Source organism: Arthrobacter sp. 135MFCol5.1, from assembly GCF_000374865.1.
Taxonomy (GTDB): Bacteria; Actinomycetota; Actinomycetes; order Actinomycetales; family Micrococcaceae; genus Arthrobacter.
In genome coordinates, this window is the sequence record NZ_KB895453.1 from 458,980 (window position 1) to 480,024 (window position 21,045).

Genomic DNA, 21,045 nt, shown 5'->3' on the forward strand with positions numbered 1-21,045 from the left:
GTTTGCTAGAGGTGGCCAAGCAGTTTGCGCAGCGTAGCGGCTTCACCTTCGGAGACCGATCCTATGAAGCGGGCGAGGACTGCCTCGCGGTCGGGTGCTGACCCGAGGACCTCATGCATGAGTTCGGCAGTGTGGTCGGCGCGGCTGGAAACAGCCTGGTAGCGGTGCGGGCGGGTGCCGCGTTCGCGTTCCACCAGCCCTTTTTTCTCCAGCCGGGAGAGCACGGTAAGTACAGTCGTGACAGCCAGTTCCTTGCCCTCGTGGCCCGCCCCGCCCTGTGCAGCCGACGAGCGCGCCAACTGGTCCCTCAGGGTGTTGGCCGTAGCCGCTTCCTGGCCCGCCCAGAGCAGGTCCATGACCGCCCGTTCCAGTTCACCAAGACTAGCCATTTCACTTTTCCTTTATTTCCCCGCACCGTGCGCTTTTCGCTGCGCCGATGACGTCACGCGGCTGTTCAACTACAGAACTAAATTTACCCCGAAACCCTGCTTCTTTCTACATATGGTAGAACATCTGGCGTGGCGGGCCGGGACGCGCCATCCTAGGGGTGTGGCGGATGGTTTTTTGCAGCCACCGACAATGTTCTACACTGTGTAGAAGTTAGAGTTCTACGAAGCGTAGAAAACTGCACTGCTAACAGTAGGGACTGCCATGGACGCCTTGGAAATCGCACGCTGGCAATTCGGTATCACCACCGTCTACCACTTCATGATGGTGCCGCTGACCATCGGCCTGGGCCTCGTGGTAGCGGTGATCCAGACCGCTTGGTACCGCACCGGCAAGCCGGAATACCTGCGGATGACCAAGTTCTGGGGGAAGCTGTTCCTCATCAACTTCATCATGGGCGTCGCCACCGGCATCGTGCAGGAGTTCCAGTTCGGCATGGCCTGGAGTGAGTACAGCCGGTTCGTGGGCGATGTCTTTGGCGCCCCGCTGGCGCTGGAAGCCCTCCTGGCCTTCTTCGTGGAGTCCACCTTCCTGGGCCTGTGGATCTTCGGCTGGAAACAGCTCAAGCCGGCCATCCACCTCGCCTGCCTCTGGGTGGCCGTCATCGGCTCAGCCCTCTCTGCCTACTTCATCATTGTGGCCAACAGCTGGATGCAGCACCCGGTGGGCGTGGAAATGGTGAACGGCCGGCCCGTGATGACCGACGCCTGGGCAGTCTTCACCAACAACACTGCCCTGGTGGCCGTCCCGCACACCCTGTTCGGCGCCCTCGCCGTAGCCGGCGGCTTCCTCCTCGGCATCGCCTGGTACCACCTGTGGCGGAGGCGGCACGACGGCGTCGACACCGTGGGTGCCGACGGCCGGGCCATCCCCGGTGAGGACGCCCGCATCCCCGGCCGGGACCGCGCCGACTACAGCGTGTGGATCCGGTCCCTGCGCATCGGCGCCGTGGTGGCCATGATCTCGTTCGCAGGCACAGCGGTCACCGGTGACCTCCAGGGCAAGCTTATGTTCCAGCAGCAGCCCATGAAGATGGCCGCCGCCGAAGCTGCCTGCCACGACGGCACGGGCTTCTCCGTCCTGAGCGTCGGCAACGTGGGATCGAAGAACTGCGACGACGTCGTGGCAGTCATCGAGGTCCCCGGCATCCTGTCCTTCCTGGCCAAGGGTGACTTCACCACCGAGGTGAAGGGCGTCAACAGCCTGCTGCCCGAGTACAAGGAGAAATACGGAACCAACCTGCCGGACAACCCGATTTACGGTGACCGCGCCGGCCAGGAGATCCAGTACGTACCCGTCATGGAAGTCACGTACTGGGGCTTCCGGATGATGATCGGCTTTGGCGGCCTTGCCGCCCTGGCCGCGCTGGTGGCACTCTGGATCACCCGCAAGGGGACGGTACCGGAATCCCGCTGGCTGATGCGCCTGGCAGTGTTCGGCATCCTGGCACCCTTCGGCGCCAACGCCGCCGGCTGGATCTTCACCGAAATGGGCCGCCAGCCGTTCGTTGTGGCCCCCAACCCGGACCCCAGCGGCATCGACCAGGTGTTCATGTTCACCGCCGCCGCCGTTTCCCCCGGGGTCTCCGCGGGCGAGCTGATCGCTTCCCTGGTGGCACTGACCGCCGTCTACGCCGTCCTGCTGGTGGTGGAAGTGAAACTGCTGGTGAAGTACATCCGCGGCGGCGTGGTCTCCGCGATGCCCGAACTTGCCCACGCACCGGCCGATGAGAATGAGGACCGGACCCCGGGCGACGACGGCACCGGGGAAGCCAGGGCCGCCGACGACGTCCTGGCCTTCGCCTACTAGCCGCACCGGACCCAACAGGCTCCAACGAGCAGAGGAAACGAACAATGGAACTGCTTCCCACCATCTGGTTCATCGCCATCGCGGTGCTCTGGACCGGCTACCTCTTCCTGGAGGGCTTCGACCTGGGCGTCGGGATGCTGATGAAGATCTTCGCCCGCAACGACACCGAGCGCCGGGTGCTCCTGAACACCGTCGGACCCGTATGGGACGGCAACGAGGTGTGGCTCCTGACCGCCGGCGGCGCAACGTTCGCGGCCTTCCCGCTCTGGTACGCCTCCCTGTTCTCCGCGCTTTACCTGCCGCTCCTGGTGGTTTTGTTGGCCCTGATCTTCCGTGCCGTGGCCTTCGAATACCGAGGCAAGGTGGATACCGACAGCTGGCGGAGCCGCTGGGACTGGGCCATTGCCCTGGGCTCCTTCTTCGCGGCCTTCGGCGTTGGAGCCGCCCTGGCCCTGACCACCACCGGCCTGCCGCTGAACGCCAACGGCGACCGGGAAGGTGGCCCCATGGCATGGTTCAGCGGCTACGCCCTGCTGGGGGGTGCGGCCGTGGTGGGATTCTCCCTGCTGCACGCCCTGGCCTTCCTGGCCCTGAAGACCGACGGCGACGTGCGGCACCGTGCGCGCCGGTGGTTCGTGCGGCTCCTGCCGGTCCTGCTCCTGCCGATTGCCGCATGGGCCCTTGCCATCCAGTTCATGGACGGCAAGCCCTGGACCTGGGCCGCCGTCGTCCTCGCCGTGGGCGCTGCCGCAACGGCTTGGCTGCTGGCCCGGAAGGGCTCCGAGGGACGGGCATTCCTCGCATTGGGCGCCTTCCTGGTGCTGGGCACCACTGCCATCTTCGGGGCGGTGTTTCCGGTGGTGCTGCCTTCCACGCTGGACAGTGCCTTTGACCTGACCATCTCCAACGCCTCTTCCTCGGATTACACCCTGGGCCTGATGAGCATTGTCGCAGCCGTTGGCCTTCCCCTGGTGATCGCGTACCAGGCCTGGACCTACTGGGTGTTCCGCCGCCGCGTCAGCGCCGCCCACATCCCGGAAGCCCACAGCTTCCTGCCGGCCGTGGCCGCCAAGGCGTTCACCATCAAGGGCTGACGTGCGGCCTACGTTCCCCGCAGGCCCGTCCACCCGGTCAGCAATCTACTGGCTGGGGGTCCTGGCGGCGCTCAAGGCACTCTCGCTCGTCCTGATCGGCCAGGCGGTGGCAGCCGTCCTGGCCGGACTGGTGGCCGGCAACCCCGCGTGGGGAACCCACATCACCGCCGGACTTGCCGGCGTGGTGCTAAGGTCCCTGACCGTCTGGGGACAGGCCGTCGCGGCCCGCCGCGCCGCCCTGGGGGTCAAGGAGGAGCTGCGCGCCGGGCTGCTGGAGCATGCCCTCCGCACCGGCGTCCGCGGATCCGGGCCCGGCGACGGAGGCCTGGCGGTGCTGGCAACCCGCGGACTGGACGCACTGGACAACTACTACACCCAGTTCCTGCCCGCCCTGGTCAACTGCGCGGCCATCCCGCTGCTCCTGGGGGCGCGGATCCTCTTCGCGGACTGGGTGAGCGCCGTGGTCATCGTCTTCACGGTCCCGCTGATCCCGGTCTTCATGGTGCTGATAGGCCGCTACACCCAGGACAGCGTGCGCCAGGCCCAGGCGTCGCTGGCACGGTTGTCAGCGCACATGCTCGAACTCGCCAAGGGCCTGCCGGTCCTGGTGGGCCTGGGCCGTGCCACCGAGCAGCGCAAAGCCCTGGAAGAGATTTCCGAGGAATACCGCTCCCGCACGATGGGCACCCTTCGCACCGCATTCCTCTCCGCGCTGGCCCTGGAACTCATCGCCACCATCTCGGTGGCGGTGGTGGCGGTCTTCATCGGCGTCCGCCTGGTCCACGGGGACATGCCGCTGGAGGCAGGCCTGCTGGCGCTGCTCCTGGCACCGGACTGCTACCTCCCGCTCCGGGAGTTGGGCACCGCCCACCACGCCAGTGACGATGGCCGCGTGGCCCTGGCGGAAGCGGCAGCGGTGACCGGCGCCCCCGAGGCGGCACCGCTGCCCGCCGCCAAAGCCGGCCGGCCGGGCGCCCCCCTCGAAGTGACCAGGCTGACGGTGCGCTATGCCGGGCGGTCCGACACCGCCGTCGGGCCCCTCACCTTCACCGCACCGGTGGACAGGATCACCGCCCTTGACGGCCCCAGCGGTGCGGGCAAAAGCACCATCCTCGGCGTCCTGGCCGGCACAGTCGGCGCGGGCAACGGCACCAGTATCTCGGGCTCGATCAGGGGACTGGACCGCGCTGCCATTGCCTGGGTGCCGCAACACCCCGTCATGGTGGCGCCGACGGTCCTGGACGAGGTGCTGCTGTACCTGACACGGGACCCGGGCCACGGCCCGGACCGGTTCGCCGCCGAAGATGCCGCCCGGAGCTGCCTCGAGCGGGCAGGCGCCGGCCACCTGGCGGCCAAACACCAGGCGGAGCTGAGCCCCGGGGAACTGCGCCGGGTGGCGCTGGCCCGCGGACTGGCCAGGATTGATGCCGGGGCGTCGATCCTGCTGCTCGATGAACCCACCGCGCACCTGGACGACGCGTCCGCCGCCGTCGTCGAAGATGCCATCCGCCGACTCCGCGGCCAGGTGACCGTGATCCTGGTGGCCCACAACCACCGCACCCGGCACCTTGCGGACCAGCTGGTTCCGGTGGCAGGTCCCGGGCAGGCCGTGGAACCGCACGAGCCCCCGCATGCCCCGGTCCTGGCCGCTTACGCCGGCACGGGCAATCCGCCGTCCGAAGACCCCGCCTCCCTTGATGCCGCGTCGAGCGCACCCGGCACTGACCCCAGCGGCCCCAACCGTACTGCCCGGTCCACCTCGGGCGCGGCCGGACTCCTCGCGGCGCTCCTGGAACCGGTGCGCGGCAAATTCGCGGCCGCAGCCGTGGTGGGCACCTTGGCGGCCATGTTCGCCGTCGCCTTGTCGGGCCTCTCCGGGTGGCTCATCATCCGGGCCAGCGAACAGCCGCCCATCCTCTACCTGCTGACCGCTATTGTGGGCGTCCGGTTCTTTGGCATCGGCCGCGCGGTGCTCCGCTACTGGGAACGGTTACTGCTCCACGATGCCGTCTTCGCCGCCCTCACCCGCCTGCGCGGCAGGCTCTGGGAATCCCTCAGCCGCAGGGCCCTGTCGCTGCGCCGGCTCCTGCAGGGCGGCAACGTGCTGGGAACGGTGATTGACGACGTCGACACCATCCGCGACCTCCTGCCACGCGTGGTCCTGCCGCCCGTCACAGCGGTCGCAGTGTCCGCCCTGGCCCTGGCTGCCACGGGAATCCTGGTGCCCGCCGCGCTGCCTGCCGTGATCGGCGCAGCTGCCGGTGGCCTGTTGCTCGCGCCGGCGGCCGCCCTGTGGGGGGACCGGCGGTCGGCCACTGCCGAGCAGTCCCTGCGCTCCGGTGTGCTGCGGCGGACAGCGGCGGCGCTGGACGCCCGGGCAGACCTGCACGCGAACGGCCTGGCAGCACCCGTGCTCGAGTCGCTCCGGGCCGAGGACCGGGAGGCGACGGACGCCTCGCGGCGCTCCGCCTGGGCGGACGGGCTGGGACACGCCATTGCCACCATCGGATGCGGTGCCGCGGCCCTGGCCGCTGCCTGGCTTGCCGGCCCCGACGTACTGGCTGCCCGGGTTGCCCCGGCCACGGCAGCCGTGGTGGTGCTGCTTCTGCTCGCGCTCGTGGAACCCTACGCAGCCATGACGACGGCGGTGCGCCAGTTCCCTGCCCTGCGTGAGGTCCTGCAGCGGGTGGGGGAGTCCGGGGCCCTGGACGGCGGTCCGTCCGGCAGCGGCACGGGCGTAGCCTCTCCGGACGGGGATACCTCCGGGCTGCACGCTCTCACGGCCCGCGACGGCGGCGCCCCGGGCATAGCGCTGACGGAGCTGGCCGCAGCATGGCCGGATGGGCCCCCGGTCTTCACGGGGCTGGATGCCGTGGCGGAGCCCGGCCGCTGGCTGGTAGTCACCGGGCCGTCCGGTTCGGGGAAATCAACCCTGCTCTCCATCCTGCTCGGCTTCCTGGCGCCGGCGGCGGGCCGGGCCCAGGTGTCCGGCCGCGCGGCCTGGTGCCCGCAGGAGGCCCACCTCTTCGATTCCACCATCCGGGGCAACCTGCTGCTGGGGCGTGCCGCCGGAACTGGTGGGCCGCCGGTTTCCGAGGATGACCTGGGCGCGGTGCTGGCCGCCGTGGGACTTGACGGGCTGGTGGAGAGGCTGCCTGCCGGCCTGGATACCAGGATCGGCCCCGGCGGCGCCTTCCTCAGCGGTGGCGAACGGCAGCGCCTGGCCGTGGCGCGGACTCTGCTGACCGGCGCGGACGTGATCCTGCTGGACGAACCCACCGCCCACCTGGATGCGGAAGCTGCCGCAGCCATGCTGGCGGACCTTCGCAGGGGGCTGCGGGACCGTACCGTGGTCCTGGTAACCCACAACGGGGCGGATATCGCCGGGACGGACGCCCGGCTGGAACTTCCGGCCGTGTCCGGCGTGCCCGGGGACCGCGTGCCAGCGTCGCGCTGAGCCTGCTGCCCGCGCCGCTGCTAGCTCGGCTGCCCGCGCCGCTAGCCGTCGACGTCGTGCAGGTGGTGGACGACGTCGTGCAGGAAGTATTGGGCCAGGGTCAGGACCGTGAATTCGGATCCATTGCTGCGCAGGCCCTTCCGTGCCCAGTCTTCTTCGCGGACACCGGCGAAGGCATCCGCGGCCTGGTGCCCCTCGGCGGCCAGTTCGGCGCTCACCTCGGCTGGATCGGAATTGGCGTAGTCCTTTTCCTCCGCGGTCAGGTCCTGGTCCCAGTTCTCGAAGCGGGCGCCGTCCTCGGCGAGCATCAGGTTGAGCCGGTGGTCGAAGAGGCTGAAGACGTCCCGTACATGGCAGGCATACTCCAGTGCGGACCACGTCCGGTCGTCCGGGCGCTCCGCCGCATCCGGCCGGCGCAGGACGGCCCGCCACCGGGGCAGCATGCTTTCGATGATGCCGGGAACGGTTGCCGGGGTCGCGGTGGAAGCGTCGAAGGAACATTCCGGGCAGGTGCGGGACAGGACCCAGGTCCAGTCCTTTTCATCAGGAACGATAGGCATGAGAGCAGTCTAGGGGGTCCGGGCCGAAAGACTCTGGGACGCCAGGGGACGCCTGCCTAGCCTTGCAGCATGAGTGCGGATGGCCGCCGGGATGCGGGAGCACCAGTGGATGCGGACAGCATGGTGCAGCTGTCCGGCCTGACCAAGCGGTTCGGCCGGAACACAGCGCTCGACGACGTGACCCTCACCATCGGGCCGGGAGAGGTCTTCGGGTACCTGGGCCCCAACGGGGCGGGCAAGACCACCACCATCCGGCTCCTGATGGGCATGCTGCGGCCCACGTCCGGCACAGCGGCGGTGCTGGGGTTGGACGCCTGGCGGCAGGCCCGGGACGTCCACCGGCTGGTGGGCTATGTGCCGGGAGAGCCGGCGCTCTACGACCGCCTGACCGGCCACCAGCATGTGGCGTACTGCGCCCACCTGCGGAACCGGGACGATGCCCCGCGCGCCGCCGAGCTGGCGGACCGGCTCGACCTGGACCTGAACCGGCAGGCCCGCACCCTCTCGCGCGGAAACCGGCAGAAGCTTGCCGTTGTCCTCGCGGTGATGTCCAGTCCACGGCTGCTGGTGCTGGACGAGCCCACCAGCGGGATCGACCCCCTGGTGCAGCAGGTATTCCACTCGATCCTCCGCGAGCACACGGCCGGCGGCGGGTCCGCGCTCTTCTCCTCGCACGTCCTGGGGGAGGTGGAACGCGTCGCGGACAGGATCGGAGTGGTCCGGGCGGGGAAGCTCGTGGCGGTGGAGCGGCTGCAGGATCTCGCTGCGCGGTCCCTGCACCGGGTGCGGGCCCGGTTCACCACCACGGTGTCCGCGGCAGGGTTCGCGGGTGTCCCGGGCGTACGGGACCTGACGGTGGATGGCCGCTCGCTCAGCTGCAACGCCCCGCAGTCGGCCCTGGATGCACTCCTGAAGCTGGTGAGCGCCCGGGACGTGGAGGACTTTGAGTGCTCCGAGGCTCCGCTGGAGGAAACCTTCCTGACCTACTACGGCTCGGACCAGGGCGGCGCCGATACCCTGGACACAGCGGGGACAGGGCCGCGCCATGCTGGCTAACGTCCTGGTGAAAACGCTCCGCGACCAAAGCAGGACGCTGCTGGCCTGGGCCGTCTCCCTGGCCCTGATCGTCGCCATGTACGCTGCTGTGTGGCCGGCGGTCCAGTCCCAACCGTCCATCAGCGGCTTCATCGACCAGATGCCCGAGGCGTTTCGCTCCTTGTTCGCCACCTCCAGCGCGGATATGTCCACCCCCACGGGATACATCCAAGTGGAGCTGATGTCCTTCATGGGACCCATCGCCGTCTTGATCTACGCCGTCAGCGCCGGCGCGGGCGCCATCGGCGGGGAAGAGGACCGGCACACCATGGACCTGCTGCTCTCCAACCCGGTGGGCCGCGGCAGGGTGGTAGTGGACAAGTTCGCGGCCATGGCCCTGGGCACCTTCCTGCTGGCCGCCGTCATGGGCGTTTCGCTGGTGCTGGAGGGCCGCCTGGTGGATATGGTCCTGCCGGCCGACAAAGTGGCCGCCGCCATGCTGCACCTGGCCTTGCTGGGTGTTGTCTTTGGCAGCCTTGCCCTGGCGCTGTCGGCCGGCACCGGACGGACCGGGCTCAGCCGCGGCATACCCGCCGTCCTGGCGGTGCTCGCCTACATCGTCAACGCGCTCGCCCCGCTGGTGGATGCCTTCGACCGGATCCACCAGGTGTCACCGTTCTTCCAGTACATCGGCCACGATCCGCTGCGGCAGGGCACCGCCTGGGACAGCGTCCTGGTGTCGGCAGCCACCATCGCCGTGCTCGTGGCGCTCGCCGTCGCCGGTTTCCGCCGCCGTGACGTGGCCGGGTAACCCCCGGGTTGAACGCCGGGTGGGTCCCCGGCAGCGGCTGCTAGTCTCCGGCGGCCGGTTCCGGCTCCCACGCCATGGCAGGTCCCACGACCTCCACAGCCTGGGACAGGGGGACACCCGAGCCGTCGCGCCGGCCATGCTCCTGCGGTAGTGACCGTGCCACGCCGGCCGCGGACGACGCCTTGGCCGGCCCATGTCCTGCCCAGCCCAGCAGGAGCGTGTCCTCGCCCTTCAGGAACCGGTGTGCCCGGACGCCCGCGGTGGCGCGTCCCTTGGCAGGATATTCATCGAAGGCGGTGACCTTGGCGGTCCCGGGCGCAGTGCCGGGAAGGGCGCCGTTGGTCCCCGCGATGGTGACCACGACGGCGGCGGCATCGTTCGGCTGGACCGCGCCGAAGAAGATCACCTGGTCACCCGCAGCCAGTTTGATGCCGGCCATGCCACCTGCGGTGCGCCCCTGGGGGCGGACGACGGCGGCGGGGAACTTCAGCAGTTGTGCCTGCCTGGTCACGAAGACCAGCTCGGCCTCATCCGTGCCGGCGGGAGCCACACCCACCACGAAATCCTTGTCCTTGAGGGTGATGACTTCCCAGTCTTCGCGGTTCAGCGGGTAGTCCGGCTGCACGCGCTTCACCACGCCTTGGGCGGTGCCGATGGCCAGGACCTCATCCAACCGGACGAATGCCACCAGGGACTCACCCTTGACCAGGGTGAGGAATTCCTTGGCCGGCACGCCGCCGGCCAGGTTGGGCAGCCCGGATACCGGCGGCAGGACGGGCATGTCCATGACCTGCAGCCGGAGCATGCGGCCCAGCGAGGTGACGGCCGCGATCTCGCCGCGGGCCGACGTCTTGACCACCGATGCGTACACGTCGTGCTTGTTCCGGGGCCCTGCTTCGGCGAGGGGCTCCTGGTTGCTGGTCCGCGCCACCTGCCCTGACGCGGTGAGGATCGCCCAGCAGGGGTCGTCGGCGATTTCCAGCGCCAGCGGGGCTGCCTTGCCCTTCCCGGGGGCCGCTGCGAGCTCGGCGGCGACCGTGGGGGACACGGCCTCGGATTCCAGCAGCACGGTCCGGCGCGGGGTGCCGTGTTCCTCGGCGATCGCGCCGAGTTCGTCGGAGACCACCGTGCGGAGCAGTTCCTCGGAGTCCAGGATGGCCTGCAGTTCCGCGATCTCGCGGCGGAGCTCGTCCTGCTCCTTTTCAAGCTCGATCCGGGAGTACTTGGTCAGCTGGCGCAGGCGCAGTTCCAGGATGTAGTTGGCCTGGACCTCGGTGAGGTCATAGATGGACATCAGCCGTTCGCGGGCGGCGGCGGCCTCGTCCGAGGACCTGATGATCTGGATGACTTCATCGATGTCCACAATGGCGATAAGCAGGCCCTCCACCAAGTGCAGGCGGTCCTTCTTCTTGCCCAGCCGGAAGACGGTGCGGCGGCGCACCACGTTGATGCGGTGGTTGACGTAGACCGAGAGGAGGTCCACCAGGCCCAGGGTTTGCGGCTGGCCGTCCACCAGGGTGACGTTGTTGATGCCGAAGGAGTCCTCCATCGGCGTGTAGCGGTACAGCTGCTGCAGGACGGCGTTGGGGTTGAAGCCGTTCTTCAGTTCGATGACCAGCCGCAGCCCATGTTTGCGGTCCGTGAGGTCCACGATGTCGCTGATGCCGGTCAGCTTCTTGGCGTTGACCGCGTCCTTGATCTTCTCGATGACCTTTTCCGGGCCCACCATGTACGGCAGTTCGGTGACCACCAGGCCGGTGCGGCGTGCCGTGAGCTGCTCGATCTCCACCTTGGCCCGCGTCTTGAAGGAGCCGCGGCCGGTGGCGTACGCGTCCCGGATGCCGTCCAGGCCCACGATCCTGCCGCCGCTTGGCAGGTCAGGGCCTGGCACGAACCGCATGAGGTCCTCCAGCGTGGCGTCCGGGTGGGCGATCAGGTGCCGGGCGGCCGCGATCACTTCCACCAGGTTGTGCGGGGCCATGTTGGTGGCCATGCCGACGGCGATGCCGGTGGCCCCGTTCACCAGCAGGTTGGGGAAGGCTGCCGGCAGGACGTCCGGCTGCGTCAGCTGGTTGTCGTAGTTCGGGACGAAGTCCACCACGTCTTCATCGAGGTGGTTGGTGAGTGTGAGGGCCGCCGCCGCCATCCGTGCCTCGGTGTACCGCGGCGCGGCCGGGCCGTCGTCGAGCGAGCCGAAGTTGCCGTGCCCGTCAATCAGCGGCAGCCGCAAGGAGAAGTCCTGGGCCATGCGCACCATGGCGTCATAGATGGCTGCGTCCCCGTGCGGGTGCAGCTTGCCCATCACCTCGCCCACCACGCGGGCACTTTTGACGTGGCCGCGGTCCGGGCGCAGGCCCATGTCGCTCATCATGTACAGGATGCGGCGCTGCACCGGCTTGAGCCCGTCGCGGGCGTCCGGGAGTGCCCTGGAGTAGATCACCGAGTACGCGTACTCCAGGAAGGAGCCCTGCATTTCGGACGTGACATCGATATCGACGATGTTCTCCGTGTAGGTGTCTTCCACGATGGGTTTTGAACTTTGGCGGCGGGCCATGGGGTTTGGTGGATCCTTCTGGGGGTGCTTGCAGCTTTTCGGGCATGCTGCGAGTTCTTGGCTAGGCTAAGCCTATGGTGGATCAGCCCGGGGACGGCGAATATCCGGAACATTGGGAGGCCGATGTCGTCCTGCGTGACGGCGGAACGGCGCACCTGCGGCCCATCCACCCGTCGGATGCCGACGCTGTCCAGGCCTTCCATACCGGGCAGTCGCAGAATTCAATCTACATGCGCTTCTTTGCGTTCAAGGCCAGGCTGTCCGCCAAGGAACTCAAGCGCTTCACTGAGGTCGACTACAGGGACCGGGTGGCGTTCGTCATCACCATCCACGGCGAGATCATCGGTATCGGCCGCTACGACCGCCTCACCGACCCCACCGAAGCAGAGGTGGCCTTCAACATCGCCGACGCCCACCAGGGCAGGGGCATCGGCTCCATCCTGCTGGAGCACCTGGCCGCCGCCGCGCACGAAAACGGGATCCGCAAGTTCACCGCCGAGGTGCTGCCGGAGAACCGCAAGATGCTGATGGTGTTCTCCGACGCCGGCTACGACGTCAAGCGGCATTTCGATGACGGCGTCGTCAGCCTTGAGTTCAACGTGGAGCCTACCGAGAAATCGCGTGCCGTCATGGAATCCCGCGAACACCGCGCCGAGGCGAGGAGCGTCCGGGGCCTGCTGGCGCCGTCGTCCGTTGCCGTCATCGGTGCCAGCCGCAAGTGGGGCACCGTGGGGTACCAGCTGCTGGAGCACATCATCGAGGGCGGCTTCCACGGGTCCGTATACGCGATCAACCCGGAGGCGCTGGAACTGGCGGGAATGATGTCCTACGGAAGGCTCTCCGAAGTTCCCGAACCCGTCCAGCTGGCCATCGTCGCCGTTCCTTACGAGGAGGTGGCCGGCGTCATGGAAGACTGCGCAGCCGCCGGGGTCAAGGGCGTGGTGATGGCCACGGCAGGCTTCGCGGACGACGGCGAACGCGGCCTCCTGCGGCAGCGCGCCATGGTGCGCCAGGCCAGGGCCAACGGGATGCGCGTGATCGGCCCGGCGTCGCTGGGCATCGCCAACACGCACCCGGACGTGTCGCTGAATGCGTCGATGGCTCCCACCATGCCGCTGCGTGGCGGGCTGGGCCTGTTCAGCCAGTCAGCGGCGATCGGCGTCTCGCTGTACGCGGCGTCCAGCCGGCGCCGCCTGGGGCTCTCCAGCCTGCTCTCGGCCGGCAACCGGGCAGACGTTTCGGGCAACGACATGATGCAGTACTGGGAGGACGACGGCGACACCACCGCCGTGGGCCTGTACCTGGAGTCCATTGGCAACCCGCGCAAGTTCTCCAGGATCGCCCGGCGCCTGGCCCGCACCAAGCCGGTGATCGTTGCCAAGTCGGACACCATGGGATTGCGGCTGCCGCCCGGGCACGCCGTCCGGACCACGCAGGCACCGGCCGGTGCCCTGGACGCCATGCTGCGCCAGTCGGGCGTGATCCGCGTGGAAACCGTGGAAGAACTCGTGGACGTCGCCCAGGTGGTGTCGGGCCAGGCGCTTCCGGCCGGGCCCGACGTCGCCATCTTCAGCAACTCCCAGGCCCTCGGCAACGTGGTGGCGGACAGCGCAGTGGCGCACGGGCTGGGCGTTGCCCAGGTGGTCTCCGGCCTCGACCTGGACACGGGCCAATCGGTGGCGCTGCCAGCGCTGCGGAAGGCACTCCTTGACGCCCTGGCCTCGGATACCGTGCACGCCGCCGTCGCAGCCCTGCTGCCCGCAAGGGGCTTGACCGTAGACGCCGTGGCCCGGGTCCTGGCGGAGTGTGCGGCCGCCGCGGGGAAACCGGTGGTGGCTGCCTTCACCGGCATCCTGGACCCCGCCATCAACGTGGAGGGCCTGGTGGGCGCCGACGGGTCCACTGTTCCCTGCTTCTCCAACCCCGGCGCCGCCGTTGCTGCCCTTGCCGCCGTGGTGCGGTATGCGGAGTGGGCTGCCCGCGACCAAGGACACTTCGTGGAACCGGCCGGCTGCGATCCCCGCAAGGCCGAGGCCGAACTCGACGAGCTGCTGCGGGACGTCACCGGTGAACAGCTCAAGCAACTGGAACCGGCAGCAGCGGCGTCCCTCCTGGGGCACTACGGCATCACCGTCCTGCCGTCGACAGCCTTCAACACACCGGATGAGGCCGTGCAGGCCGCGGAAGCCCTCGGCTGGCCCGTCGTACTGAAGACCACGGACCCGGCCCTCCGGCACCGGCTGGACCTGGGCGGGGTACGCCTCGGCATCGAGGACGCCGAGTCGCTGCGCCAGAACGTGGCGCAGATGCGGCGGGCGCTCGCGGCCTACGGTGACCCGGCCCTTGAGGTCCAGTCCATGGCACCGGTGGGCCAGGCCTGCACTTTCCGGGCCATCGAAGACCCGTTGCTTGGCCCGGTGATCTCGTTCGGCCTCGCCGGTGACGCCGTCAACCTGCTCGACGACTGGGCTCACCGGGTTCCGCCGCTGTCCGCCGCCGACGTCCACGACTTCATCCGTGCCCCCAGGGCATCAAGGAAACTGTTCGGGTACCAAGGGCTGCCGGCCGTTGATGTGCCGGCCCTTGAGGACCTGGCCGCCAGGCTGGCCTGGATGAAGGACAACCACCCGGAGATCGCGCTCGTGGAATTCAACCCCGTCCTGTGCGGCACGTCCGCGGCCACGATCCTCGCCGCTGACGTGCGGATTGGCAACGCGGCGCAGCGGACAGACAGTGCCCGCAGGGCAATGCTGGGCTGAGGCGGTTAGCAAGTGACCGGCCGATCTGTGAAAATGGGGGCATGAGCTTCCAGCCTCCCGCGTCGGCGCCCGAAACGCCCGGCAATGAAAACCAGGCACTCCGCCAGCACAGCTCACACCACCACGGACTCCAGGGCCAGAGCCTCGAAGACGCGCTGCAGAAGGCCGGCTTCTACCCGCGACTGGTCTCCGACGTCGTTGACGACGCCCTGGATGGTCGGGACTGCGTAGCGCACCTGGTGCACCTGGAAACCCATTTTGACCGGGCGGAGGTGCGGCGCCACATCACGGTGCTGGTGCTCACCGCGGACATGCTGGTCATCACCCACGTGGACGACCAGCAGCTGGACGAGGCGGGGGAGCAGATCGTCGCGCAGATCTCCACCGAATCAGTTCCCGTGGCCCAGATCCGCTCCGTGGTCCTGAGCTACATGTACGCCCAGCCGCAGAACTACAAGCCCTCGGATCCCGTCCGCGAATTGACCCTGTCGATTGCGTGGTCCGGCGGGCAACGCCTGGACATGGGTCCCGCCAGCTGCGGGGACCCGCAGTGCGAAGCGGACCACGGCTACACGGGCACCATCGCGCAGGAAGACATCGTGCTCCGCATCAGCGCCGAGGCCGACGGGCTGCAGGCCGTGCAGGACGCCAAGCTTTTTGCCCGGGCCCTGCGCGCCGTCAACACCGCATCGGCAGCGCCCGTGCCCCACGTGCAGTCCATGGCTCCCCGTCCGCGGTCCGGGGTGTTCGGAAACCGGCTCAGCCGCGGGCACCAGCAGCGCTGAGATGCCCGAAGCCAGCCACCAAGCCGAACAAACTCCCGCTTCCGGATACACCCCCGATCTTCCGCCCGCTCCTGCCTACGGGCACCGTTCCGTCGCCGAAGTCCTGACCAGTGCTGCGGCGAGCCTGGGGATGGAAGGCTTCGACAACACCTTGGGCCTCCCCGCCGCCAGCCGTGTCTGCGTGGTCCTCGCCGACGGCCTGGGCAGGAACCTGCTAAAGCAGAAAGCCGCCCACACCCCCTTCCTGCGTTCGGTGGTCCAGGCAGGCCAGGGCGACGTCCCTGTATGGCTGGACTCGGCGTTTCCTTCCACCACGGCCGCAGCGTTGGCCAGCTTCGGGACCGGCCTCCCCGCCGGCCAGCACGGCATGGTGGGGTACGACGTCCTGGACCCAGGGCAGGACAAGGTAGTCAACCTCCTGGGCAACTGGGACCCCGGCGTCGATCCGGCCACCTGGCAGCCGTTCCCCACGGTCTTTGAGCGGGTGGCCGGGCAGGCGGATGTCAGCACCGTCAGCCTCGCCCAGTTCAACGGTTCGCCCATGACCCGGGCCGCCCTGCGCGGCGGCAGGTTCATCTCCGGAACCACCGCCCATGCCCGCACCGGCGCTGCCGCCGACGCCATGGCGGGCGCCGGTCCATCCCTGATGTACTTCTACGTGAATGAGCTGGATAAAGCCGGCCACCGCTACGGCTGCCGGTCGGAACAGTGGGAACACCAGTTGGAGGAGCTCGACGCCACGGTCAAGCGGCTCAACTCCTCACTGCCCGCCGGGACCACGATCCTGCTCACCGCAGACCACGGCATGCTCGACATTCCCGAGTCCCAGCGGATCGACTTCTCCGCCGACTCTGCGCTGGTTGACGGCGTCCGGCATACTGCCGGCGAACCCCGGATGGTCCACCTGTACCTCGAAGAGACGCACCTGGACGGCTCTGCCGGCCGGGAACGGCTGGTGGCTGCCTGGAAATCAAGGTTTGGCGACCGGGTATGGGCCTTCACCCGGGAAGAAGCAATCGCCGGGGGACTTTTTGGTGACGTCCGGCCTGCCGTGGAGGGCAGGATCGGTGACGTCATGATCGCGGCGCGGGACGCCGTCGCCCTCTATGACGGGCGGCGCATGCGGCCCACCGCCATGGAAGTGGTAGGCCAGCACGGCTCCCTGACCAAAGCCGAGCGTGAGGTCCCGCTGCTCTGTTTTGCAGCCGACGGAAGGAGCCGCCGGCGTGGCTGAACTCATTTTCTTTTCCGGCACCATGGACTGCGGAAAATCCACGCTGGCCCTGCAGATGGACTACAACCACCGGGCACGCGGCCGCGGCGGTGTGCGGTTCAGCCGCAACGACCGCGCCGGCGAATCCCGCATCTCCAGCCGGCTGGGCCTGGAGACGGACGCCGTGGAGGTGCTGGACAGCACGGACTTCTGGGAGGAAGTCATGGTCCGGCGCACCCAGGGCAGGCGGGTGGATTACCTTATCTGCGATGAAGCCCAGTTCTACACCCCCGTGCAGGTGGAGCAACTGGCCAAGGTGGTGGACGAGATCGACGTCGACGTCTTCGCATTCGGCATCACCGCCGACTTCCGCACCCGTTTGTTCCCCGGGTCCCAACGCCTTATTGAGCTGGCTGACCGGGTGCAGGTGCTCCAAGTGGAGGCGCTGTGCTGGTGCGGCCGCCGGGCCACGCACAACGCCAGAACGGTCGACGGCGTCATGGTCACCGAGGGTGCGCAGGTGGTGGTCGGCGACGTGGACATGGTGGCCGACGCCGCCACCGCGCAGGCTGCCGAACACGTCCCCGTGGTGGGTTACGAGACGCTGTGCCGCCGGCATTTCATGCGCAGGGTGACGGCGCACGGCGCCAAACTGATGGCCCAGCAGGACGAATTGCTGCCGTTCGAAGTGGACGCCTGCCTCTGGCGCGGTTCAGGTGGACCAGGGGAGCCCCGCGGGACGTAAGTGTCCGCGCAGACCCGGTGGTTGAGCCTGCCGGTAGTGGGCTTGTCGAAGCCTGTTCAGTCTTGGTGCCCGGTTGTCGTGGCCGGCCCCTAAATCTCGGACCTTGAATGTCGTACCCCGTTGCCATGATGGGTTTATGGGGAAAGCGGCGGTGGTGGGGGCGTTGGCGGATATTCGTGCTGCCCTTGCGGTGTTGGTTGCCGAGGTGGACGGGTGTGGTGCGGAGCCGTTCTCGGTGGCTGATCCGTTGGCTGGGTTGGCGGATGGTTGCCTTGATGTTCTGGCCGGTGTCCGTGAGGTGGAGGCCCGGGTCGCTGGTTTGAAGGCGCGGGCTGCGGTGGCGTTTGCGGATGCTGCGGGTGTTGTGGCGGGGCCGGGGGTGCCGGTGGTGGCGCAGGAGATGGCGGTCGCGGCGGAGGTTGGGTGTGTGCTGGCGCTTGGTCCGCGGGCTGCGTCTTCGTTCCTGGCCACCTCGCAGGCTGTGGTCAAGGGGTTGCCGCGGACTGCGGCTGCTTTGAACGACGGGACCCTGTCCTGGCAGCACGCCACGGTGATGGCCGATGAAACGGCCGGGCTGGATGCTGCGGGGGCGGCGGGGTTGGAGGCCCATTTCCTGGACCCCGATGCACCGGATCCGGCCCGGGGGTGTGCGGTGGGGGAGTTGCCGGCGCACCGGTTCCGGGCCAAGGCCAGGGTTTGGCGGGAACGCCACCATGCCGCGAGCATCAAACAACGTCACGCCAAGGGGGTGGTGGACCGGCGGGTGGAGTACCGGCCGGACCGGGACGGAATGGCCTGGCTCGCCGCGTATCTGCCCGCGGACCAGGCAGCAGCGGGCTGGAACCGGCTGACCGCTGTGGCCCGCGGCGTGCAGGGACCCGGCGAGGCCAGGACCCTCACCCAGCTCCGGGCCGATGTGTTTGCCACGTCCCTTCTGACCGTCGGTCTGAGCACGGGACAGGCTGCCGGGAGGAACGCGGGGCCAGGCGAAGGTTGCACCAGCCCCGATGACCTCGAGAGGCCTGCCGATGTCCCGCCTGATGCGGTCCGGGCGCAGGTGTTGGTGACCGTGCCGGTGTTTTCGTTGCTCGGGTTGACGGATGAGGCGGCGGTGCTGGATGGGTATGGGCCGATTCCGGCTTCGATGGCCCGCCGGTTGGTCGCGGAGGGTGCGGGCTCGTTTTACCGGGTGCTCGTGGATCCGCGGGACGGGGCACCGTTGGAGATCGGCAGGGCCAGTTACCGGGTGGGCAAGGCGATGCGGAACTGGCTCCGGCTCCGGGATGGTAAGTGCCCGTTCCCCGGCTGCAGCAACAGCTCACTGGACACGGAGGCCGATCACATCCTGGCCTGGGCCAACGGCGGGACCACCGGAGTCAGCAACTTGGGACAGCCCTGCCCGAAACACCACCGGCTCCGGCACACCACCGGCTGGAAACCCACCCCGGCCAGCAAGACCGAACCACCGGGCTGGACCTCACCGGCCGGCCGCCACTACCACAGCGAACACCAAGACTGGCAACCACCCGTGTGGCCCAGGGGATGGCCGGGAGGGATACCTGCACACCCACGCGTGAACGCCGTCGCTGGGACAGGCGGAGCCAACGCCACCAGGCGGATCTACTGCCTGCGCCGGTAGCGGATGTGGGTTGCCAACGGCGAGTGAAGCACCTCGACGGGTTCGAAGTCGAAAGACTCAATGCCGTCGAAGATACGTTCGCCCGAACCGAGAAGCACCGGGGCGATGTCGAGCGTCAATTCGTCCACGACGCCGGCAGCCAGTGCTTGGCGGACGGTCGAGGCTCCACCTGCGATGTCCACGCCCTTGTCTCCGGCGGCTTGGGACGCGGCAGCATAGGCGGCGTCGAATCCCTCGGTGACGAAGTGGAACGTGGTCCCGCCCTCCATCTGGATCGGGTCATGCTCATAGTGGGTGAGGACGAAAACGGGTGCGTGATAAGGCGGTTCCGGCCCCCACCAGCCGTTCCATTCCCCACTCCACTCACCGCGGATGGGACCGAACATGTTCCGGCCCATCACATAGGCGCCGCGAGGCCGCATGAGCCAATTGGCGGCGACCTGGTTGGTTTCGGTGGCCCGGGGGTCGCCGATATGCCAGCCATGCAGCTCGAGCCCGCGTTTACCCAGCGGGTTTTCGCGGCTCTGGTCCGGTCCGGCGACAAAGCCGTCCAGCGAAATGGACATATGGCAGGTTGTGTCCGGCACCGAGAACCTCCTGGTAATTGCGCTTTACACGCGGCCGCGTGCTGGGGATCCTAGCACGTGCCCAAGTCCATCAGGGGCTGCGAGAAAAGCTCCTAGTCGCTTCGGGTTCCAAAAACGATCTCATCCCACGACGGGACGCTGGATCGCTTTGGCTTAACCGACCGTTCCGGCGCCTCGGCCTCCGGAAGTTGGCCAGTGGCGGGGGAAGCGTCGTCCGGCTTCGCCGTGGTGCGGCGGGCGTTCCCGCCAAGCAACTCATCCAGCCCGGCGCCTGGTGCTGCACCTTGGCTGCCGCCCGAAGGTTTCTGCGGGGACGCGGCAATCGTGATTTCCCTCGTGTCCGTGCTGACACCGTCGTGAAGCCGCAAAGCATCGTCCTGGATGTCGCGGTGCGGCGGGATAAGGCTGAGCCTGGACAGCATGGACGGCCTGGCATCCCTGCGGCGGATAAACGAATCACCTTGGGCTGCCGGTCCGTCACGCTGGTCGTCCTGGGGCTCCGGTTCGTTTGACTCTGGTTCGGGAACCACCTCGGACGGGCGGGGATGGGCCGCCGGTACCCCATGGGTCAGCAGCAGCGCCAAGGCGTCATCAGAATCTTCGTCGACGCCTATCCGCTGGCCACGCCGCGACCGCAGCATATCCAGGAGGCCGTCGGACTCCTTGCCTGACTCCTGGGCCGTGGCGCCTGGGCTGCCGGACGCCTTAGACGAATCCGCGTCGGTTTCAAAGTCGAAGGGGCGGTCCGATACAGCGGTGAGGCGGCGGGCCGGAACAGGTCCGTCCAGCGGCTCAAGCTCACTCAATTGCTGTGCCCACCGGTTGGTGTTCTGCAGCGACTTGCGTGCCGGACTGAACGTCCACAGGGCCGGAGGCTCCTCGCCAATGCCGGAGGTCCCGCCCGGTTTGGCCTCAAAACTCGCGGATACCGTCCAGGTGCCGTCCTGGCGCCGCCACGAATCCCATTCCACCGTCGCAGGATCAATGCCGTGTGCGGACAACCGGTGGGAAACCATGTCGTCCAGGGTGGCCGGGGAATCGCCGAACGCGGACCGGTAGATGTCGTGGCCGGGAGAGGGCGCCGCTACTTCGACTTTCCGCGCCTGCTGCGCAACGTATTCGCGCTCGGCGAGGACCGGACCTTCGTAACGCTCCACCTTGGCCAGCGGCATGCCGGACAACTCGGCCACGTCGGCAGCGGTGGCACCGGCGCGGATCCGGGCCTGAATATCCCTCGGGGACATCGGAACGGCCGGCCGCTCCGCCCGCGGTTTGGCCGCTGACCGGCTGGCCGTCCTGAGGGCCTCATCGATCGGCAGCTGGAACATCTCGCCGCCGGCCCCGCTCAACAGGAGATGCGTCCCGTCGTCGTGCACGCCTACAAGCCGTAGATCCTGCATACAAATCCTCCACCCTGGCATTACTATCAATCGAAACTCTGCCACCCGGTGGCGCGGAATTGGCTCAAGGGGCAGGGCGCGCCGTGATTTTCCGCCTGATTCCGGCTCGAAGAGTCAGGGACCGCCCTGCGCGGAGGAGGAGAACCCGCA

At 68.3% G+C, this 21,045-nt stretch carries 15 protein-coding genes; 10 read left to right on the forward strand and 5 right to left on the reverse strand.

The window, feature by feature from the left end:
- Window positions 1-5 precede the first annotated feature (5 nt).
- On the reverse strand, window positions 6-389 hold the full coding sequence (locus C563_RS0105740; RefSeq protein WP_018761089.1) for a BlaI/MecI/CopY family transcriptional regulator: 384 nt from the start codon (window positions 387-389) through the stop codon (window positions 6-8).
- 262 nt (window positions 390-651) lie between these two features.
- On the opposite strand from C563_RS0105740, the gene C563_RS0105745 reads away from it, so the two are divergent.
- From C563_RS0105745 to cydD, 3 genes are read left to right on the forward strand one after another with little or no spacing between them, the layout of a single operon-like run.
- Window positions 652-2,256, forward strand: a complete 1,605-nt coding sequence (locus tag C563_RS0105745; protein ID WP_018761090.1) for a cytochrome ubiquinol oxidase subunit I — start codon at window positions 652-654, stop codon at window positions 2,254-2,256.
- 44 nt (window positions 2,257-2,300) lie between these two features.
- A complete protein-coding gene (gene cydB, locus C563_RS0105750; protein WP_018761091.1) occupies window positions 2,301-3,350 on the forward strand; it encodes a cytochrome d ubiquinol oxidase subunit II in 1,050 nt (349 codons plus the stop codon).
- Between the two features lies 1 nt (window position 3,351).
- Window positions 3,352-6,807 (forward strand): thiol reductant ABC exporter subunit CydD, encoded by a 3,456-nt coding sequence (gene cydD / locus C563_RS0105755; protein WP_018761092.1) that lies wholly within the window; start codon window positions 3,352-3,354, stop codon window positions 6,805-6,807.
- A gap of 41 nt (window positions 6,808-6,848) precedes the next feature.
- Here cydD and C563_RS0105760 read toward each other — a convergent pair whose 3' ends face one another.
- Entirely contained in the window at window positions 6,849-7,367 is a 519-nt protein-coding gene (locus C563_RS0105760) for a DinB family protein (protein ID WP_018761093.1), read from the reverse strand.
- Window positions 7,368-7,436: 69 nt separating this feature from the next.
- Here C563_RS0105760 and C563_RS20900 point away from each other — a divergent pair, with 69 nt between their 5' ends.
- Together C563_RS20900 and C563_RS0105770 are read left to right on the forward strand one after the other, a co-directional pair.
- Window positions 7,437-8,423 (forward strand): ABC transporter ATP-binding protein, encoded by a 987-nt coding sequence (locus C563_RS20900; RefSeq protein WP_109864046.1) that lies wholly within the window; start codon window positions 7,437-7,439, stop codon window positions 8,421-8,423.
- Entirely contained in the window at window positions 8,413-9,213 is an 801-nt protein-coding gene (locus tag C563_RS0105770; protein ID WP_018761095.1) for an ABC transporter permease subunit, read from the forward strand. Before C563_RS20900 ends, C563_RS0105770 begins: the two co-directional genes overlap by 11 nt.
- A gap of 40 nt (window positions 9,214-9,253) precedes the next feature.
- On the opposite strand, the gene C563_RS0105775 is transcribed toward C563_RS0105770, so the two are convergent.
- Window positions 9,254-11,767, reverse strand: coding sequence for a DNA gyrase/topoisomerase IV subunit A (locus C563_RS0105775; RefSeq protein WP_018761096.1), 2,514 nt, complete (start codon window positions 11,765-11,767; stop codon window positions 9,254-9,256).
- Window positions 11,768-11,841: 74 nt separating this feature from the next.
- Here C563_RS0105775 and C563_RS0105780 point away from each other — a divergent pair, with 74 nt between their 5' ends.
- From C563_RS0105780 to C563_RS20905, 5 genes are all read left to right on the forward strand, one after another.
- Window positions 11,842-14,526 (forward strand): bifunctional acetate--CoA ligase family protein/GNAT family N-acetyltransferase, encoded by a 2,685-nt coding sequence (locus C563_RS0105780; protein ID WP_018761097.1) that lies wholly within the window; start codon window positions 11,842-11,844, stop codon window positions 14,524-14,526.
- 41 nt (window positions 14,527-14,567) lie between these two features.
- Window positions 14,568-15,311, forward strand: a complete 744-nt coding sequence (locus C563_RS0105785; RefSeq protein ID WP_018761098.1) for a DUF5998 family protein — start codon at window positions 14,568-14,570, stop codon at window positions 15,309-15,311.
- Between the two features lies 1 nt (window position 15,312).
- Window positions 15,313-16,545 carry an alkaline phosphatase family protein gene (locus C563_RS0105790; RefSeq protein WP_018761099.1) on the forward strand — a complete coding sequence of 411 codons (1,233 nt, stop codon included), beginning with the start codon at window positions 15,313-15,315 and terminating at the stop codon, window positions 16,543-16,545.
- Window positions 16,538-17,269, forward strand: coding sequence for a thymidine kinase (locus C563_RS0105795; RefSeq protein ID WP_018761100.1), 732 nt, complete (start codon window positions 16,538-16,540; stop codon window positions 17,267-17,269). The genes C563_RS0105790 and C563_RS0105795 overlap by 8 nt, the downstream gene beginning before the upstream one ends.
- Before the next feature lie 136 nt (window positions 17,270-17,405).
- Window positions 17,406-18,908, forward strand: coding sequence for an HNH endonuclease signature motif containing protein (locus C563_RS20905; protein ID WP_231369849.1), 1,503 nt, complete (start codon window positions 17,406-17,408; stop codon window positions 18,906-18,908).
- Here C563_RS20905 and C563_RS0105805 read toward each other — a convergent pair.
- Both C563_RS0105805 and sepH read right to left on the reverse strand, forming a co-directional pair.
- Complete coding sequence (locus C563_RS0105805) at window positions 18,890-19,495, reverse strand: dihydrofolate reductase family protein (RefSeq protein ID WP_026264398.1); 606 nt, start codon at window positions 19,493-19,495, stop codon at window positions 18,890-18,892. The two genes, C563_RS20905 and C563_RS0105805, sit on opposite strands and share 19 nt — an antisense overlap.
- Before the next feature lie 92 nt (window positions 19,496-19,587).
- Complete coding sequence (sepH, locus tag C563_RS0105810) at window positions 19,588-20,895, reverse strand: septation protein SepH (RefSeq protein ID WP_026264399.1); 1,308 nt, start codon at window positions 20,893-20,895, stop codon at window positions 19,588-19,590.
- Window positions 20,896-21,045 lie beyond the last annotated feature (150 nt).

Excerpts from the sequence above, each read along its gene's own strand:
- sepH (WP_026264399.1), bottom strand. The coding sequence starts at position 20,895 with ATGCAGGATCTACGGCTTGTAGGCGTGCACGACGACGGGACGCATCTC.
- C563_RS0105740 (WP_018761089.1), bottom strand. The coding sequence starts at position 389 with ATGGCTAGTCTTGGTGAACTGGAACGGGCGGTCATGGACCTGCTCTGG.
- C563_RS0105745 (WP_018761090.1), top strand. The coding sequence starts at position 652 with ATGGACGCCTTGGAAATCGCACGCTGGCAATTCGGTATCACCACCGTC.
- C563_RS0105760 (WP_018761093.1), bottom strand. The coding sequence starts at position 7,367 with ATGCCTATCGTTCCTGATGAAAAGGACTGGACCTGGGTCCTGTCCCGC.
- C563_RS0105780 (WP_018761097.1), top strand. The coding sequence starts at position 11,842 with ATGGTGGATCAGCCCGGGGACGGCGAATATCCGGAACATTGGGAGGCC.
- C563_RS0105770 (WP_018761095.1), top strand. The coding sequence starts at position 8,413 with ATGCTGGCTAACGTCCTGGTGAAAACGCTCCGCGACCAAAGCAGGACG.
- C563_RS0105785 (WP_018761098.1), top strand. The coding sequence starts at position 14,568 with ATGAGCTTCCAGCCTCCCGCGTCGGCGCCCGAAACGCCCGGCAATGAA.
- C563_RS20900 (WP_109864046.1), top strand. The coding sequence starts at position 7,437 with ATGAGTGCGGATGGCCGCCGGGATGCGGGAGCACCAGTGGATGCGGAC.
- C563_RS0105775 (WP_018761096.1), bottom strand. The coding sequence starts at position 11,767 with ATGGCCCGCCGCCAAAGTTCAAAACCCATCGTGGAAGACACCTACACG.
- cydB (WP_018761091.1), top strand. The coding sequence starts at position 2,301 with ATGGAACTGCTTCCCACCATCTGGTTCATCGCCATCGCGGTGCTCTGG.
- C563_RS20905 (WP_231369849.1), top strand. The coding sequence starts at position 17,406 with ATGGGGAAAGCGGCGGTGGTGGGGGCGTTGGCGGATATTCGTGCTGCC.
- C563_RS0105790 (WP_018761099.1), top strand. The coding sequence starts at position 15,313 with ATGCCCGAAGCCAGCCACCAAGCCGAACAAACTCCCGCTTCCGGATAC.